We start from the raw sequence: 15,773 nt of genomic DNA on the forward strand, positions 1-15,773 counted from the left end.
TCACGCGCAGAGCGCGCGAGACGCGCCCAGTGCGGCTGTCGCGAACCCACGATCGGGAATACGGATGAACCCCCTACCACCGCCGCCCTTTTCCAACATGTTCAGCGGACCCGGGGCGGAGCGGCCATGAACGACGCCTTGTCCCTCTTGACCGGTGTCGTCGTCGTTCTTGCGATCACCGCAGTGACGGCGTACTTCGTGGCGCAAGAGTTCGCCTACATGTCCGTGGACCGCTCCAAGCTGACGGCTCGTGCGCAGGCAGGCGATGACACGGCACGCCGCACCCTCGCTATCACCCGCCGCACCTCGTTCCTCCTGTCCGGCGCGCAGCTCGGTATCACCGTGACAGGCCTGCTTGTCGGCTACGTGGCCGAACCACTCATCGGAATGGCGCTGTCGTCCATGCTCGGCGGAGTCGGCATCCCCACCGGCATCGGCCTGACCGTGGGCGGCATTCTCGCAATCACCTTCTCCACGTTCGTGCAGATGCTGTTCGGTGAGCTTTACCCGAAGAACTACGCTATAGCTCGCCCCGAGCAGGTCAGCGGCGCTCTCGCACGGTCGAGCGCCCTGTACTTGAAGGTGTTCGGCCCGGCCATCTGGGTGTTCGACAAGTCCGCTGAGCTGCTGTTGAAGCGTGTCGGCATCGAACCGGTGCACGACGTCGAGCAGGCCGCCACAGCGGATGACCTGCACCACGTTGTCGAGGCGTCGAAGCAGACGGGCGACCTCGCGCCGGAGCTGTCAGACATGCTGGATCGCATCATCGACTTTCCCACCCAGAACGTCGATCACGCGATGATCCCCCGCGCTCAGGTCGACTCAGTGCGAACTGAAACAAACATCGCTGAGATGCGCGCTCTCATGGCGAGCGGGCACACGCGCTACCCCGTGATCGACGGCACCGACGACGTCGCCGGTGTCGTGCACCTCGTCGATGTGCTCGCCGCGCAGGATGGCGCTCGGCCGGTCTCGTCGGTGATGCGTCCGGCACTGATCGTTCCTGAGCTGATGGGGTTGTCCACCGCGTTGAGCGAACTCGACCGCGCCAAGCAGCAACTCGCATGTGTCATCGACGAGTTCGGCGGGTTCACCGGCATCATCACCGTCGAAGACCTGGCAGAGGAAGTTGTCGGGGAAATCACCGACGAGCACGACCCGGTCCTACCCGAGTATGCGCCGCTGCCCGATGACGGCCAGTGGGTGATGCAAGGGTCCGTGCACATCGACGAGGTCGAACGTGCTCTTGACGTAGACCTGCCCGAGGGTGAATACGAAACGGTCGCGGGCCTCGTGGTGGGTCGCCTCGGTACGCTCCCGCGCGTCGGTGAGCGTGTCGTCATCGACGTACCCCAGGGCCCGCGTGTACTGGCCGTGGATGAGGACGCCCCGCCATCCCGCCTCGACATCGAAGTTCTTGCTGTGGAACGGCACGTGCCGTCCCTGCTCAGGTTGACCCTGCTCGAACCAGAATCAGCCCCGCACGACACCGAGGAAGAAGGGAGCGACCGATGAATCCCTTCGCCACGACTATCGCGACAATCGTCATCATCGCCCTGTCAGCGTTCTTCGTCGCCGCCGAGTTCTCCCTCATCAACGCGCGCACCCACCGCCTTGAAGACAACCCGTCAGCGTCCGCGCGTGCCGCGCTTCGCAGCTCGGGCGAAATCACGATGCTCCTCGCAGCGTCACAGCTTGGGATCACCGTGTGCACCCTCGCATTGGGTGCCATCACCAAACCTGCCGTGCACCACGCCCTGCTGGGACCCCTGGAGATGGTCGGCCTGGGTGAGACGGCTGCCGACGTCGCCGCGTTCGTCCTCGCGCTCATCATCGTCACGTTCCTGCACCTCGTCATCGGGGAAATGGCGCCCAAGTCATGGGCGATCGCACACCCCGAAAAGTCCGCGATCATGCTGGCGCTGCCGATGCGCGCTTTCATGCGTGTCACACGTCCGATCCTTGCGGCGTTGAACCGTGCCGCGAACTGGCTCGTGCGCCGCTCCGGTGTCGAACCGGTCGAGGAAGTCAGCGAATCGCAAGACTCGACGTCATTGCGCCAGCTCGTCGAGCACTCAGCGAGCGTCGGAGCGCTCGACCTCGCCTACCGCACCTCACTGACAAGCGCAATCGACCTTGAACGCCTGACGATCGCAGACCTGCTTGACGGGCGTGGCGCCCCTACGGCGGCTCCCGCCACGGCAACCGTCGGTGATGTTCAGGCTGCCGTGATGCGCAAGGGGCACACGCGCGTGTTGCTGATGGAGCCCGCCGGCGCTGGTTCCGGCGTACGGGGCGTCGTGCACGTGCGAGACACGCTGATGCTCCCCGAGGCGACACCTGCGGACACCGTGGCCCGTCCCGTCCTCGAACTGCCCCGCGACACGGCCCTGCATGAAGCGCTTCGGCTGATGCGTGAAGGCAGCCACCAGCTCGCCGTCGTCACCGACAACGGCGCTTTCAGTGGCGTCGTCACCCTGGGCGACATCCTGCCCAAACTGCTGCCCCGCGCAGACGCGGTGACAGACGGCGCCGCGTGACGCTCGCCTCCCCGAGCTATTTGCCTGCTTGGTTCGCTTCGGATGCAAACCTGGAGTCGTCATCGACGCTCCGCGAAGGGCCTGATCCTCACACCGCGCGCGGAGAGGTCAACATTCCTCGGGCCGACGTCGTCATCGAGCCCGGTGGCGACGGTTCGCTCGAGCGTCTGCGAGACGAGAGCCACCGCGGCTGGCTGCAGGAGGCTGCGCAGCGAGGTGCCATCGTCGCGAGTGTTTGCACGGTCGCTCGCCTCCTTGCCGCCGCGGGGTTGCTGCACCAGCGCCCGTTCACGACCTACCACGACACGTTCGCCAGCGTCGCGGCCCTCGACCCCAAGGCCCAACCATGCCCGGGTCAGCGATGGATCGACGACGGGCAGGTCATCACGGACGCAGGCGTCTTCGCCGGCATCGACATGGCCCTGCATCTCGTCGGACGCCCCGCCACCCCTGAGCGCGCACGCGAGGTCCAAGATGGGATCGAGTACCGCCCGGCGCCCCCGACGTGGGCGTCCCGATCATGACCGCGCTGTGCCCCGCCGACACGGGGACGAGCACGTCGCACACCTCGTTGGCGTGGCGCGGACGTGTGATCGAACGCGTAGCATCCATCTGAACGCCAACCATTCCAGGAGACCGCCATGAACGCACCCCGTCCCCCTGTCCCACCCTTCACAGCCGAGACAGCGGCCGCAAAGGTGCAAGCTGCCGAGGACGCGTGGAACACGCGAGACCCCGAACGCGTCGCCGGCGCCTATACGCCGCACACCGTGTGGCGAAACCGCGGCGAGAGCATCGTCGGGCGTGACGCCGTCATCGAGTTCCTCACTCGCAAGTGGGCGCGCGAACACGAATACCGGTTGCGCAAGAACCTGTGGGCGTTCACCGACGACCGCATCGCCGTGCGTTTCCAGTACGAGTGGCATGACGATGACGGTCAGTGGTGGCGTTCCTACGGCAACGAGCTGTGGCACTTCGATGCCGACGGTTACATGAGCCGTCGCGAGGCGAGCATCAACGATGTTGCCATCACCGAGGCCGAACGACGCGTACGGCCCGGACGAGGCGAACTTCCACCCTCCTGAACCCGCGCGCTGGCAGCGGTGCCGGCGTTCGAGTCACACCCGGCGCTGCAAGCGTCGATCAGAGGGGCGCACGCGCGATGGAGGTGACGCCTCCAGCGTTGTCGCTACGACCTCGCGAGCGTCGTCCGGGCCGCCACTCGGGACGACTCGACCCCCAGAAGCTCCCGAACCGGATCCAGCGACCCGGGCACACTGCGGTAGTAGACCCACGTGCCGCGACGTTCTGAGGTGACGAGCCCAGCGTCGCGCAGCTTGCGCAGGTGATGCGAGATCGTCGCCTGCGACAATTCCAGGTCCGGCAGGTCGCAGACACAGATCTCCCCTGGCGCCGCCGCGACGATCGCGTCGAACAGGCGTAGACGCGCCGAATCGCCGAGCGCCTTGAACACGGCAGCAGCGCGCGCAACATCTTCGTCGTTCGCCACGACTCGAGGCGCACCATCCCGCGACGTCGCCTCACCCCGCCGCTCACACCCGTCGATCGTCACTCAACTATTTTGACACATGTCGAATCACGCCTCACGATGGCACCGTATTCACCGATGACGAAAAAAGGCGGCCGACCGTGAACTCCCCTGCATCGCCCCGCGCGAGACTGTCGACGCTCGACCGCTTCCTGCCCGTGTGGATCATCGCCGCCATGGTGGCAGGCCTCCTGTTGGGACGCCTCGTGCCCGGCCTCGACGACGCCTTGTCAGCCGTCGAGATCCAGGGGGTCTCGCTGCCCATCGCCATCGGGTTGCTCATCATGATGTACCCGGTGCTCGCCAAGGTGCGTTACGACAAGCTCGACGCCGTCACGTCCGACCGGCGGCTACTCGGCGCCTCGCTCGCACTCAACTGGATGGTCGGGCCGTTGCTCATGTTCGCCCTCGCGTGGATCTTCCTGCCGGATCTGCCGACCTACCGCACCGGCCTCATCATCGTCGGCCTCGCGCGCTGCATCGCCATGGTCATCATCTGGAATGACCTCGCCTGCGGCGACCGCGACGCGGCTGCTGTGCTCGTCGCGCTCAACGCGCTGTTCCAGATCGTCGCGTTCGCCGCGCTCGGCTGGTTCTACCTCAGCGTCCTGCCCGGCTGGCTCGGCCTCGACCAATCACATCTCGACGTCTCCCCCTGGCACATCGCCGCGTCGGTTCTCGTCTTCCTCGGCCTCCCGCTGCTCGCGGGTTACCTCAGTCGGCGCATCGGCGAGAGGCGTTGGGGCCGTGAGGCGTACGAGTCGCGTTTTCTGCCCCGCATCGGGCCGTGGGCGCTCTACGGCCTGCTGTTCACCATCGTCGTCCTGTTTGCGTTGCAGGGCGCACAGATCACGTCGCACCCCCTCGACGTCGCCCGCATCGCGCTGCCCCTGCTCGCCTACTTCGCGCTCATGTGGGGCGGCGGCTACCTGCTCGGCCGGGCCCTGGGCATGGGCTACGAACGGACGACGACTCTCGCCTTCACCGCTGCCGGCAACAACTTCGAGCTCGCCATCGCCGTCGCCATCGCGACGTTCGGCGTCACCTCCGGCCAGGCACTCGCCGGGGTCGTCGGCCCGCTCATCGAGGTCCCCGTTCTCGTCGCTCTGGTCTACGTCAGCCTGGCCCTGCGCGATCGCTTCCCCCAACCCATGCTCGAGGCCGACCACGATGCCCCGCGCTGACCGTCCCACCTCCTCGCCCGATGGCGCAGCTGACGCGGATCGTCGACCGCGCGTCCTCTTCGTCTGCGTCAAGAACGCTGGCAAGTCGCAGATGGCGGCCGCGCTCACGCGCCATTTCGCTCGCGAGCGCCTCGATGTCCACTCCGCCGGCACTCAGCCCGGCAGGGCCGTGAACGCGGAGTCGGCGACCGCCGTCGCCACCCTCGGCGCAACCTTCGACGGCGAACATCCCAAGGCCATCGACCCCGCCGTGCTGCGCACTGCCGACCGCGTCATCATCGTCGGCTCTGCTGCACGGCTCGAACCGATCGACGGCATGCTCGCAACGATCGAGACGTGGCACACCGATGAGCCGTCGACGCGCGGCATCGAGGGCACCGAGCGCATGCAGCTCATCCGCGACGACATCGCCGAGCGCTGTCGCACGCTCGTCAGCGAGATGCTCCACCGAACCCAGGGGTGAACAGAACTACCTCCCTTGGGCGCAAGATGGCCTTGTCGACGCCCCGCCCGTTGATCCGTCGCACCTCGCGCCCTCGGGCCCGCCATGACGCTGGGCGACGACGCACAGGACGGACGCTTCTTCGTCTGTGTTGTCGTCGTCTGGAGTGGTTACTGCCAACAGCACGCGTACCGCGCTCGCCACGAGCTGGGTGCGTCAGCGACGCGGGTCGATCATCGTCACGCCGGAGAGCGGCGAAGCGTCGAACGACGGCAGCATCGCCGCGCCGTCGTCGAGGCTGACGGTGCGGGCGATGAGTCGCCCGGGATCTAGTCGGCCGTCGGCGACGAGCGCCAGCATCGCAGGATAGTCGGCGGCGGCCATGCCATGGCTGCCGAACACGTCGAGCTCCCAACCGATGACGCGCGCCATCGGCACGCGCGGATGCCCGTCCACCGGCGGCAACAACCCCACCTGCACGTGCCGCCCACGACGCCGCAGCGCATGAATCGCGTCAGAACACGTCGATTCGCTGCCCACCGCGTCGACGGCGACGTGCGCTCCGCCACCCGTGATCTCGTGGACGCGGGCCGCCACGTCGACAGGCTCGTTGGTCTCAGCGACCCCGGCGCCCCTGGCCAGGACGACGGCGTCCGCGCCCTCGCGCGTCGCGAGCGCCAGCGCGTCGGCGTTGCGGTCCACGGAGACGACACGCGCCCCGAGCGACTTCGCGATCATGACGGCGCTGAGTCCGACTCCCCCGGCGCCGACGACACACACCCATTCACCCGGCTGCACATCAGCACGAGCCGTCAGAGCTCGAAAGGCCGTCGCGAACCGGCACCCGAGGCTCGCGGCGGCCGCGAAGCTCACAGCGTCGGGGATTGCGACGAGGTTCGTGTCCGCGCGTCGCGCGACGACGTACTGCGCGAACGATCCCCAGTGCGTGAACCCCGGCTGATCCTGGGTCGGACAGACCTGCGCGTCACCGGTGCGACACCACTCGCAGGCGCCGCAGCCCTCGACGAACGGCATCGTCACCCGCTGCCCGACCCGCCAGTTCACGACGTCCGAACCGACCTCAGTGATCACCCCGGCGAACTCGTGACCGGGCACGTGCGGCAGCTCGACGTCATCATGACCGGCCCACGTGTGCCAGTCGCTGCGGCACAACCCCGTCGCGCGCACCTCGACGAGGACGGCGTCGTCAGGCAGGGCGGGCACCTCGACCTCCTCGACGCCGACGGCCCCCGCGATCTCTTGCATTACCACTGCGCGCATCGTCATCCCGCCACTGTGGCAGATCGCGAGAACACGTGCTCTACGGAAGCCACCCGATCTCGAGGGGTGTTCAGCGGCCGCCGGTCGTATCGACGTCACCGAATCCCGGCGGCAACCCGGCGATCCCGACCAGCAACTGCGGGTCGATGCTCTCGCCGCGCCGGACGACCGTCAGCGTGCCGCGCGGTTCGAGGACGGCGAGGGCGACGTCGTCGAGGTGCCGCACTCCCCCGGCTCGCAACCGTTCGTGCAACCGCTCGGCGGTGAGGCCGATGTGGCGCAGGGCGTCCGGGCGTGCCCGCCCGTCGATCATGACGGCCCACGCCCGGGCGCGGCCCGCGGCGCGGTGGCTGCGCATCGACATCACCGCGTGCAGCCGTCCGAAACCGAACTCCAGGACGAACAGGGTGGCCATCGCGACGAGCGCACCGCACAACGTCGGCGAGTTGCCCAGCATCGCGCGGGCGCACAGCGCCCCGAGGACGGTGAACACGGCGACGGACATCGTCGAACCGGCCGCCAGATACCGTACGCCCCAGAAATGCAGGATCGCGACGAAGACGGCGTACAGCACCACTGTCGCGACGACGACGCCGACGACGCCACTGGCGCCGATGCCGATGTGCGGCCAGATGTTCACACCGCCCCCTTTCGCACCTGTCCCCCGGCGACCAGTGTCTCCTACCCCCTCATACCGTTCCGAGCCGGCCCCGGCGCGCAGCTGCACGAGTTCTGCGCATCTGCACGAGGAATATCGCGCACATTCCTCGTGCAGATGCTCAAAAGTCATGCAACGTCGCGGCCGTGCGCTGCGCGCCCTCCACCACCTGCCGCACGGGCGTCAGCCGACACAGCGACGCCACAGGTCGGCGACAGCGGACCCCACGGTGCGTCACCTTCACTTGGTCTCAACACGTCGACGCACCGCCGTCGCCGTCGCCCTCGCGCCAACACATCGCGACGCCAGGGACGCACACCATCGCAAGCCCGAGCACTCGCCCCAAGGAGCATCCCATGCGCAGCCCCGCCCTCGTCGCCCTCACCGCAGCATGCTCGGCCGCCATCGCCGCCCCCCTGGCGATCGGCGTGCACGACGGTTCCCTCAGCGCGTTCGACGCCGGCTCCGTCACACGTCAGCTGCGCAGTCAGCTCGACGCCGCCAGCGCTCGCAGCACCACCGATTCGGGCAGCTCATCCACTGACACGGATCAGGGCGGCGCCTCGACGCCGCAAACCGCACCCGACGGCTCGAGCACATCGCCGTCGAACGGCGGCGCGCAAGCCAGTGGCGCGTCATCCAGCGGAACGACGACGCGCGCCACCGCCGCTCAGAGCAAGGGCGTCGTCATGATCGACGTGGCCACCTCGAGCGGTGAGGCTGCGGGCTCCGGCATGGTGCTCACGGCCGATGGCACCGTCCTGACGAACTACCACGTCGTCTCCGGCTCGACGCAGATCCGCGTCACCGTCCCGAACGGCGGGTCATACACGGCGAGCGTCGTCGGGCACGACGAATCCCACGACGTCGCCGTGCTCAAGCTCAGCGGTGCGAAGAACCTCGATACCGTCACTCTGGACACCGACGGAGTCAGGACGGCCGAAGAGGTTCTCGCCGTCGGCCAAGGCGGCGGCGAGGGCGTGCTCTACGCCGCCTCCGGCATCGTGACGGCGACGGGGCGCTCGATCACCGCCTCCGAACAGGGGTCATTGTCGTCCGGTGAGAACCTGACGAACCTCGTGCAGACGAACGCGCCCATCGTCGGCGGCTACTCCGGCGGGCCTCTGTTCGACGCCGCGGGCAAGGTCGTCGGAATCGACACCGCCGCATCCGCGACGAACTCGCTCACCGGCTATCAGCGCAGCAACGCCGAGGGGTACGCCACCCCGATCACGCAGGCCAAGTCGATCGCCGACGACATCCTCGCCGGCCGCAAGACGACGACGAATCACATCGGCGCGAAGGCCGCCCTCGGCGTGGCCGTCGTCCCGAGCTCGTCGTTGCGGGGCGCCAGCGACACCGGCGTCGTCGTGCAGCAGGTGCTGAACGGCTCGGCTGTCGCAAGCACGGGGATGACGGCGGGTGACACGATCACCGCCCTCGACGGCAAGGCCGTCACCTCGACCGACTCCCTCAGCTCGCTCATGGGCACCCGCTACCCCGGCTCGACGATGAAGGTGACGTGGAGCGACACCTCCGGCGCGTCGCACACGGCGTCCGTCACGCTGCAGAAGTCGACCGCGAACTGACGCGTCGCGGGTCTCGAGGTGGCCTTGCGCCATCTCGAGACCCGCGTGCCCGGCATCGGGACGCACGAGAGCAACTCGCCCCCTTGCATCCCGATCCAGCCGGGCCGGGCGCCACCGTCAGCAGCTCGTCAGGACGCAAGATCCTCGGCGTATGCCTGACCGGCGGCGATCATGTCCTCACGGGACACGACCTTGACGCGCTCGCGGCCGGCGCTCTCGCCGAGGGCGATCTCGTGGGCGTCGAGACGCTCCCAGTGATCCCAGAGCGTGATCTCGACACCCGAATCAAGCAGGTGACGTAGCAGCGCGTCCGGGTCGCCGCCACTGGGCGTGGGCAGCGAGTCGAGGTCCTCGAGCAGGCACGCAATGGTCTCCGATGCATCCGACTTCGTGTGCCCGATGAGCCCGACGGGGCCGCGCTTGATCCACCCCGTCACGTACGTCGCCGGCATCACCTCGCCGCTGACGTCCGTCACGCGGCCCGCCTCGTTGGGCACGACGCCCGCGGCGTCGTCGAAGGGCAGGTCGCGCAGCGGCGAACTGTAGTACCCGACGGCGCGGTAGACGGCCTGCACGTCCCAGTCGCGGAACTCGCCCGTGCCGTGCGTCGTCGCGTCGCCGTTGAACTCCTGGTGCTCGGTGCGCAGGCCGACGACGCGGCCGTCCTCGCCGAGGATCTCGACGGGCGCCTCGCACAGGTGCAGGTGGATCTGGTGCGGCGCGCCGCTCGGCTCGTTCTCGAGGTACTTGAGCAGCGTGTTGACGACGAGCTTCGTCGACTTGCTCGCGTTGATCGCGGCCTGGCCGGCCTCGTCGATCTCGAAGCCCTCCTCGTGCACGATGACGTCGATGCTCGGGCTGTGCGACAGCTCGCGGAACTCCATCGGTGAGAACTTCAACTGCGCCGGGCCGCGGCGCGCGAAGACGTGCACCTCCGTCGCCTGGTTCGCCTTCAACCCGTCGTAGACGTTCTGCGGGATCTCGGTCGTCAGCTGCTCGTCGGCGGGCTTGGCGAGCATGCGCGCGACGTCGAGGGCGACGTTGCCGGCGCCGAGGACGGCGACCTTGCGCGCCGTCAGCGGCCATTCGCGCGGCACGTCGGGGTGGCCGTCGTACCAGGAGACGAAGTCTGCGGCGCCGAAGCTACCGTCGAGGTCGATGCCGGGAATGTCCAGCGGTCGGTCGCTCGAGGCGCCCGTGGAGAAGATGACGGCGTCGTAGTGCTCCTGCAGCTGTTCGAGGTCGAGGTCGGTGCCGTAGTCGACGTTGCCGATGAAGCGGATGCGATCTCCCGACAGCACGCGACGCAGCGCCTTGATGATCTCCTTGATGCGCGGGTGGTCGGGCGCCACGCCATAGCGCACGAGGCCGTACGGTGCGGGCAGCCGGTCGAACAGGTCGACGCGCGCGCCCTCGTGCTGCTTCGTCAGGATGTCCGAGGCGTAGATGCCGGCCGGGCCGGCTCCGATTACGGCGACGCGAAGGTCTCGCATGCAATCCCCTTCTGCAGGTGGCACGGCGTCGGCCGTGCGGTGGTGGCGTCGTCGGGCAGGGTGATGTCCGGCAGGCGTCATGAACGAGTTGTTAGCGTAAACATAACCAGGCATTACTTGTCGAACGGTTCGTCGACGCTTCTCATGCCATGTTAGGTCTGCCTAACGTCCAGCACCAATCCCCCACGACGCGAACGGCGCTCGCCTCTCACGAGACGAGCGCCGGTCTGCGGCGGGATGCCGTCAGGCGTCGGCGGGCGAGCGCTTGCGCCCACGATGTGGCAGGAACGTGCCGTCCTGCAGGCTCGACTCGATCTCTTCGAGGCTGCGACCCTTCGTCTCAGGAACGAAGAAGTACACCGTCACCCAGGCGATGACGTTGATGACGGCGTAGAAGATCATCGCGCCCGGCAGCGACAGCCAGTCGATGAGCGTGAGGACGGTCAGCGTGATGAGCAGGTTCGAACCCCACAGCGCGGCCGCGTGCAGCGCCGTCGCCGCCGAACGCACCTTGAGCGGGTACAGCTCCGAACCCATGAGCCACCCGACGACCTGGATGCCGCCGGCCTGGAAGAACATGAAGGACAGGATGAGCGCGAGCGCGACGCCCGCAGGCGGGTCGTCGTTCGTCACCCAGAACGCGATGCCGAACGCGGCGATAGACACTGCGGCTCCGGGCAGCATGACGAGCATGAGACGGCGACGCCCGATGCGGTCGACGACGAACTTACCGAGCGTCGTCATGACGAGATAGACGACGCCGACGCCGACGTTGCCCGCCTGCGCCATGTCGTCGGAGAAGCCGACGTTGTTCTTCAGGATCGTCGGCGTGTAGTAGATCATCATCTCCAAGCCGGTGATCTGCGTGAAGATCGCGACCATGATGCCGGCGAACAGTGCCGGGCGAATCCACTTCTCGCTGAACAGGGTTCGCCACTCCCCCTCACCGGAGGCCTGCTGCTCCTCGCGGTAGGTGCGCTTGATCTCGGCGATCTCCGCGTCGACCGCGCGCGTGCTCGGACGCACCCAGCGCAGCACCCGACGAGCAGGGTTGACGAACCCCTGCTGCACCAGCCAGCGTGGACTCTCCGGCAACGGCTTCATCCCGATGAGCAGCACGAGCGCCGGCACGACAGCGGCGGCGATGCGGACGCGCCAGCTGATCGCGGAGTCGCCGAAGTAGTTGACGAGGCTCGCGGTGAGGATGCCGACGCCGATCGCGACGTTGAAGAACGTCACATAGCTGCCGCGCTTCGCGGGCGGTGCGAGCTCCGAGATGTACGTCGGGATCGCCATCGTCGAGCCACCCACGGCGAGGCCGAGGAAGACGCGCGCGAGCGACAGCGTCCACCAGTCGCTCAGCGGCGCCGCTGAGCAGGACGCCGATCGCGAACACGGCCGCGATGCCGATGATCGCCTTGCGCCGCCCGCCCCTCTTGACGATGACGCTCGTGCCCAGCGCACCGAGCACCGCGCCGAGCAGGATCGATGAGGTGATGATCTCCGTGATGTTGTGCGCCGCCGAGCCGAAGCGCTCCTCGTTGATGTGGAACTCTTCGGTGACGTGCAGCATCGCACCCGAGATCACGCCGGTGTCGTAGCCGTATAGCAGCCCGCCGAACGCGGCGATGAACGACACGTGCAGCACATGTCGACGCGCCAGACGCTCCGCTTCAACGGGGCTGACGTCGTCGTCGCGGGCTGCGTCGGGGATGCCGCCGAGGCGACGCTCGGCGTCGGTCAACTCGTTCGGGGCGCCCTCGGCACCCGGTCCGTCGGACATGCGCCATCCATTCTCGAGGCCTGCCCAGCGACGCGACAGGAGGAACCAGGGTCGAGAGTGAACCTATCCAACGCGCGTTCGGGCTGCGAAACCGGCCGGCGCGGCACCCGAGACCCGGCCACGGCCCCCACTTGCGGCGCTGATGCAGGCCAGCGGGCCGCTGACGTACCGTAGGCGCATGTCAGTCTCGAACCAGTCCCGCGCGGTCGATCTGCGCGTCACCGGCACCGTTCAGGGCGTCAGCTACCGTGCCGCGTGCGCCGAGCAGGCGCGCACGCTGGGACTCGTCGGATACGTCGAGAACCTCGATGACGGCGCGGTGCACGTCGTCGCCGAGGGTACGCCGGACGCCGTCGAATCGCTCGTGGACTGGTGCCACGACGGCCCCGCCGCGGCGTCCGTCGACGACGTCGAGGTGCGAGACGTCGCCCCCGAGGGTTACGACGACTTCACCGTCCGCCACTGAGCGCGTGCACTGCCACTATTTCGACGTCGGTGCGTGCCGCTCGTGCACGAACCTGACCGTGCCGTACGACGAGCAACTCACGCGCAAGCAGACGTCCGTCGAGCACGCCCTCGCCGCACGAGTGGCGCCCGAGGCATGGCTCTCCCCCGCCGCATCGCGCCCGACCGCGTTTCGCAACAAGGTGAAGCTCGCCGTCGGCGGCCACGTCGACGCTCCGACGCTCGGGCTCGCACTGCCCGGGCGCCCGGCCGTCGACCTGCGCGAGTGCCCCATCCAGGAACGGCCGATCTGGGACGTCGTGCCCGACCTCGCCGGGTTCATCACCTACGCACGTCTCATGCCCTATGACGTCGACGCGCGCACGGGCGAGCTCAAGTTCGTCATCGTCACCACCAACACTGACGGCGAGTTGCTCGTCCGCTTCGTCGTGCGCACCAATGACGGAGTCGACCGACTCAGCGCCGCCCTGCCCGCCCTGACGGACCGCCTGCCGCAGATCGTCGCCGTCTCTGCGAACATCCATCCGGAGCACAAGGCCGTCGTCGAGGGGGACGTCGAGATCGCCCTGACGCCCACGCAGACGCTGCGCGCCCCGATCGGCGACGTGACGCTGCACCTGCAGCACCGCAGCTTCTTCCAGACGAACACCGATGTCGCCGCGGCGTTGTACCGCCAGGCGCGCGCGTGGGCCGACGACGTCGACGCTCGTCAGGTGCTCGACCTGTACTGCGGCGTCGGCGGCTTCGCCCTCCATCTTGCGGACGGCACCCGCCGCGTCCACGGCGTCGAGATCGAACCGAGCGCCATCGACAGCGCCCGTCGCAGCGCCACCGAAGCCGGGTCGGACGCGACGGTGACGTTCGACGTCGGCGACGCGAGCACCCTCGTCATGCCCGAGCACGACGTTCCGGATCTCGTCGTCGTCAACCCGCCGCGACGCGGCATCGAAGCGCTCGCCGACGCGCTCGAGCGCAGCTGCGTCGCGCATGTCATCTACTCGAGCTGCAACCCGACGAGCCTCGCCGCCGATCTCGCCGCGATGCCGAGCTTCGACGTGCGGGCCGCGCGACTGTTCGACATGTTTCCGCACACCAACCACGCCGAGGTCGCGGCGCTGCTGTCACGCCGGCCCGCGTGAGTTGAGTCACGGCCAGAACTCGTAGTCGACCGGAGCCCGAGAGCGCCCCCGCCCGCAGCCGGCATCGATTTCGTCACAAAATCCGGTGTGAGGCACCCCACCTCATGGTTCGTCTGATCTTCACCCTAGGGTGAACGGCGTCACAGTTCAGCCGCAAGATCGGGAGCCATCCGTGCCGGATCAGTACGACCACGACGTATCGTCGTCGCCCACGCCACCACCGCGCAGTTCCGCCGAGGGCGCGCCGCCGGAGGTCTCCACGGCCGCGACATCCCCCAAGAAGGATCGCAGCCACTACCTCTACGTCGGCGTCATCGTCGCCGTCATCGCCGGCATCGTCTTCGGTCTCGTCGCGCCGGACGCGGCGAAGGCCTGGAAGCCGCTCGGTGAGATGTTCGTCAGCCTCATCAAGATGATGATCACGCCGGTCATCTTCTGCACGATCGTGCTGGGCATCGGCTCCGTCCGCAAGGCCGCGACGGTCGGGCGCGCAGGAGGCATGGCGCTCGCCTACTTCCTCACCATGTCGACGTTCGCGCTTGCGATCGGTCTCGTCGTCGGCAACATCATCCAGCCGGGCCACGGGCTGACGGTCAAGCACGGATCGGCCGACAAGTACGTCAAGACGGCCGAGAAGTCGGGCGGGTTCATCGACTTCCTCAAGAGCATCATCCCCGACACGTTCTTCTCCGCGTTCACCTCCGGCAGCGTCCTGCAGGTGCTGTTCATCGCACTGCTCGTCGGCTTCGCCATCCAGCGCATCGGCGACTCCGCCGAACCCGCGCTGCGTGCGATCGCCACGATGCAGAAGATCGTGTTCCGCGTGCTGTCGATGGTGCTGTGGCTCGCCCCGATCGGCGCGTTCGGTGCGATGGCCGCCGTCGTCGGTGAATCCGGCGCCAAGGCCGTCGGTGAGATGGCGAAACTGATGGCGGGCTTCTACGTCACGTGCGCGCTGTTCATCTTCGTCATTCTCGGCGCGCTGCTGTGGGTCGTCGCGCGCGTCAACATCTGGAAGCTGTTCAAGTACCTCGGCCGCGAGTTCCTCCTCATCCTCGCGACATCGTCGTCGGAGTCGGCGCTGCCGAACCTCATGGCAAAGATGGAGCACGCCGGCATCAACCGCTCCACCGTCGGCATCGTCGTGCCGACGGGGTACTCGTTCAACCTCGACGGCACCGCGATCTACCTGACGATGAGTTCGCTCTTCATCGCCGACGCGATGAACATGCCCATGTCGATCGGCGAACAGATCGGCCTGCTCGTCTTCATGATCGTCGCCTCCAAGGGTGCGGCCGGCGTCACCGGCGCCGGTCTCGCCACCCTCGCCGGCGGCCTCAGCAGCCACAAGCCCGAACTCGTCGACGGCGTCGGCCTCATCGTCGGCATCGACCGCTTCATGTCAGAGGCCCGCGCACTGACGAACTTCGCGGGCAACTCGGTCGCGACGGTCCTGATCGGCACGTGGACGAAGACGATCGACCGCGAGCGCCTCGGTGACGTGCTCGGCGGGCGCGACCCGTTCGACTACTCCTCGATGGAGGACGATCCGCACTCCTCCGGCGTGCGCGGCGCGTCGCCCGTCGCGCAGCACTGACGGTTTCGAGCGTCACGACCCATGACGAGCGGGTCCCCACCTCGAGGTGGGGA

14 protein-coding genes and 1 pseudogene are annotated in these 15,773 nt (G+C 67.9%); 10 read left to right on the forward strand and 5 right to left on the reverse strand.

Annotated elements, in window-relative coordinates:
* The first annotated feature begins 126 nt into the window (after positions 1-126).
* The 4 genes from B2284_RS02140 to B2284_RS02155 all read left to right on the forward strand — a co-directional run bounded on the left by B2284_RS02140 (position 127) and on the right by B2284_RS02155 (position 3,625).
* Positions 127-1,515 (forward strand): hemolysin family protein, encoded by a 1,389-nt coding sequence (locus B2284_RS02140; protein ID WP_006944354.1) that lies wholly within the window; start codon positions 127-129, stop codon positions 1,513-1,515.
* The gene (locus tag B2284_RS02145) at positions 1,512-2,540 is read left to right on the forward strand and encodes a CNNM domain-containing protein (protein WP_286697117.1); all 1,029 of its coding nucleotides are present in this window, start codon (positions 1,512-1,514) and stop codon (positions 2,538-2,540) included. The genes B2284_RS02140 and B2284_RS02145 overlap by 4 nt, the downstream gene beginning before the upstream one ends.
* Complete coding sequence (locus B2284_RS02150) at positions 2,537-3,064, forward strand: DJ-1/PfpI family protein (protein WP_074045340.1); 528 nt, start codon at positions 2,537-2,539, stop codon at positions 3,062-3,064. The genes B2284_RS02145 and B2284_RS02150 overlap by 4 nt, the downstream gene beginning before the upstream one ends.
* A gap of 117 nt (positions 3,065-3,181) precedes the next feature.
* Positions 3,182-3,625 (forward strand): nuclear transport factor 2 family protein, encoded by a 444-nt coding sequence (locus tag B2284_RS02155; RefSeq protein WP_074045341.1) that lies wholly within the window; start codon positions 3,182-3,184, stop codon positions 3,623-3,625.
* Positions 3,626-3,729: 104 nt separating this feature from the next.
* Here the strand turns inward: B2284_RS02155 and B2284_RS02160 are convergent, their stop codons facing one another.
* Positions 3,730-4,050 carry an ArsR/SmtB family transcription factor gene (locus tag B2284_RS02160; RefSeq protein ID WP_074045342.1) on the reverse strand — a complete coding sequence of 107 codons (321 nt, stop codon included), beginning with the start codon at positions 4,048-4,050 and terminating at the stop codon, positions 3,730-3,732.
* A 140-nt stretch (positions 4,051-4,190) separates the two neighbouring features.
* Here B2284_RS02160 and arsB point away from each other — a divergent pair, with 140 nt between their 5' ends.
* Both arsB and B2284_RS02170 read left to right on the forward strand, forming a co-directional pair.
* Complete coding sequence (arsB, locus tag B2284_RS02165) at positions 4,191-5,273, forward strand: ACR3 family arsenite efflux transporter (RefSeq protein WP_136788270.1); 1,083 nt, start codon at positions 4,191-4,193, stop codon at positions 5,271-5,273.
* Entirely contained in the window at positions 5,260-5,736 is a 477-nt protein-coding gene (locus B2284_RS02170) for an arsenate-mycothiol transferase ArsC (protein ID WP_006944362.1), read from the forward strand. Before arsB ends, B2284_RS02170 begins: the two co-directional genes overlap by 14 nt.
* A 195-nt stretch (positions 5,737-5,931) precedes the next feature.
* Here the strand turns inward: B2284_RS02170 and B2284_RS02175 are convergent, their stop codons facing one another.
* Positions 5,932-6,996, reverse strand: coding sequence for an alcohol dehydrogenase catalytic domain-containing protein (locus B2284_RS02175; protein ID WP_074045486.1), 1,065 nt, complete (start codon positions 6,994-6,996; stop codon positions 5,932-5,934).
* A gap of 70 nt (positions 6,997-7,066) precedes the next feature.
* Entirely contained in the window at positions 7,067-7,636 is a 570-nt protein-coding gene (locus B2284_RS02180) for a YetF domain-containing protein (protein WP_160126203.1), read from the reverse strand.
* A 374-nt stretch (positions 7,637-8,010) separates the two neighbouring features.
* Between B2284_RS02180 and B2284_RS02185 the strand changes: the two genes are divergently transcribed.
* The gene (locus tag B2284_RS02185) at positions 8,011-9,243 is read left to right on the forward strand and encodes a S1C family serine protease (RefSeq protein WP_286697118.1); all 1,233 of its coding nucleotides are present in this window, start codon (positions 8,011-8,013) and stop codon (positions 9,241-9,243) included.
* A gap of 128 nt (positions 9,244-9,371) precedes the next feature.
* On the opposite strand, the gene B2284_RS02190 is transcribed toward B2284_RS02185, so the two are convergent.
* Together B2284_RS02190 and B2284_RS02195 are read right to left on the reverse strand one after the other, a co-directional pair.
* The gene (locus tag B2284_RS02190) at positions 9,372-10,736 is read right to left on the reverse strand and encodes an FAD-dependent oxidoreductase (protein WP_115296247.1); all 1,365 of its coding nucleotides are present in this window, start codon (positions 10,734-10,736) and stop codon (positions 9,372-9,374) included.
* A gap of 243 nt (positions 10,737-10,979) precedes the next feature.
* Positions 10,980-12,519 (reverse strand): annotated as a pseudogene (locus B2284_RS02195) (sugar porter family MFS transporter).
* A gap of 178 nt (positions 12,520-12,697) precedes the next feature.
* On the opposite strand from B2284_RS02195, the gene B2284_RS02205 reads away from it, so the two are divergent.
* The 3 genes from B2284_RS02205 (at position 12,698) to B2284_RS02215 (ending at position 15,720) form a co-directional block, all read left to right on the forward strand.
* Entirely contained in the window at positions 12,698-12,985 is a 288-nt protein-coding gene (locus B2284_RS02205; RefSeq protein ID WP_074039250.1) for an acylphosphatase, read from the forward strand.
* Between the two features lie 4 nt (positions 12,986-12,989).
* Complete coding sequence (locus B2284_RS02210) at positions 12,990-14,123, forward strand: methyltransferase domain-containing protein (protein ID WP_136788273.1); 1,134 nt, start codon at positions 12,990-12,992, stop codon at positions 14,121-14,123.
* Positions 14,124-14,295: 172 nt separating this feature from the next.
* A complete protein-coding gene (locus B2284_RS02215) occupies positions 14,296-15,720 on the forward strand; it encodes a cation:dicarboxylate symporter family transporter (protein ID WP_136788274.1) in 1,425 nt (474 codons plus the stop codon).
* Positions 15,721-15,773 lie beyond the last annotated feature (53 nt).

The organism is Dermacoccus sp. UBA1591 (genome assembly GCF_002322065.1).
Classification (GTDB): Bacteria; Actinomycetota; Actinomycetes; order Actinomycetales; family Dermatophilaceae; genus Dermacoccus; species Dermacoccus nishinomiyaensis.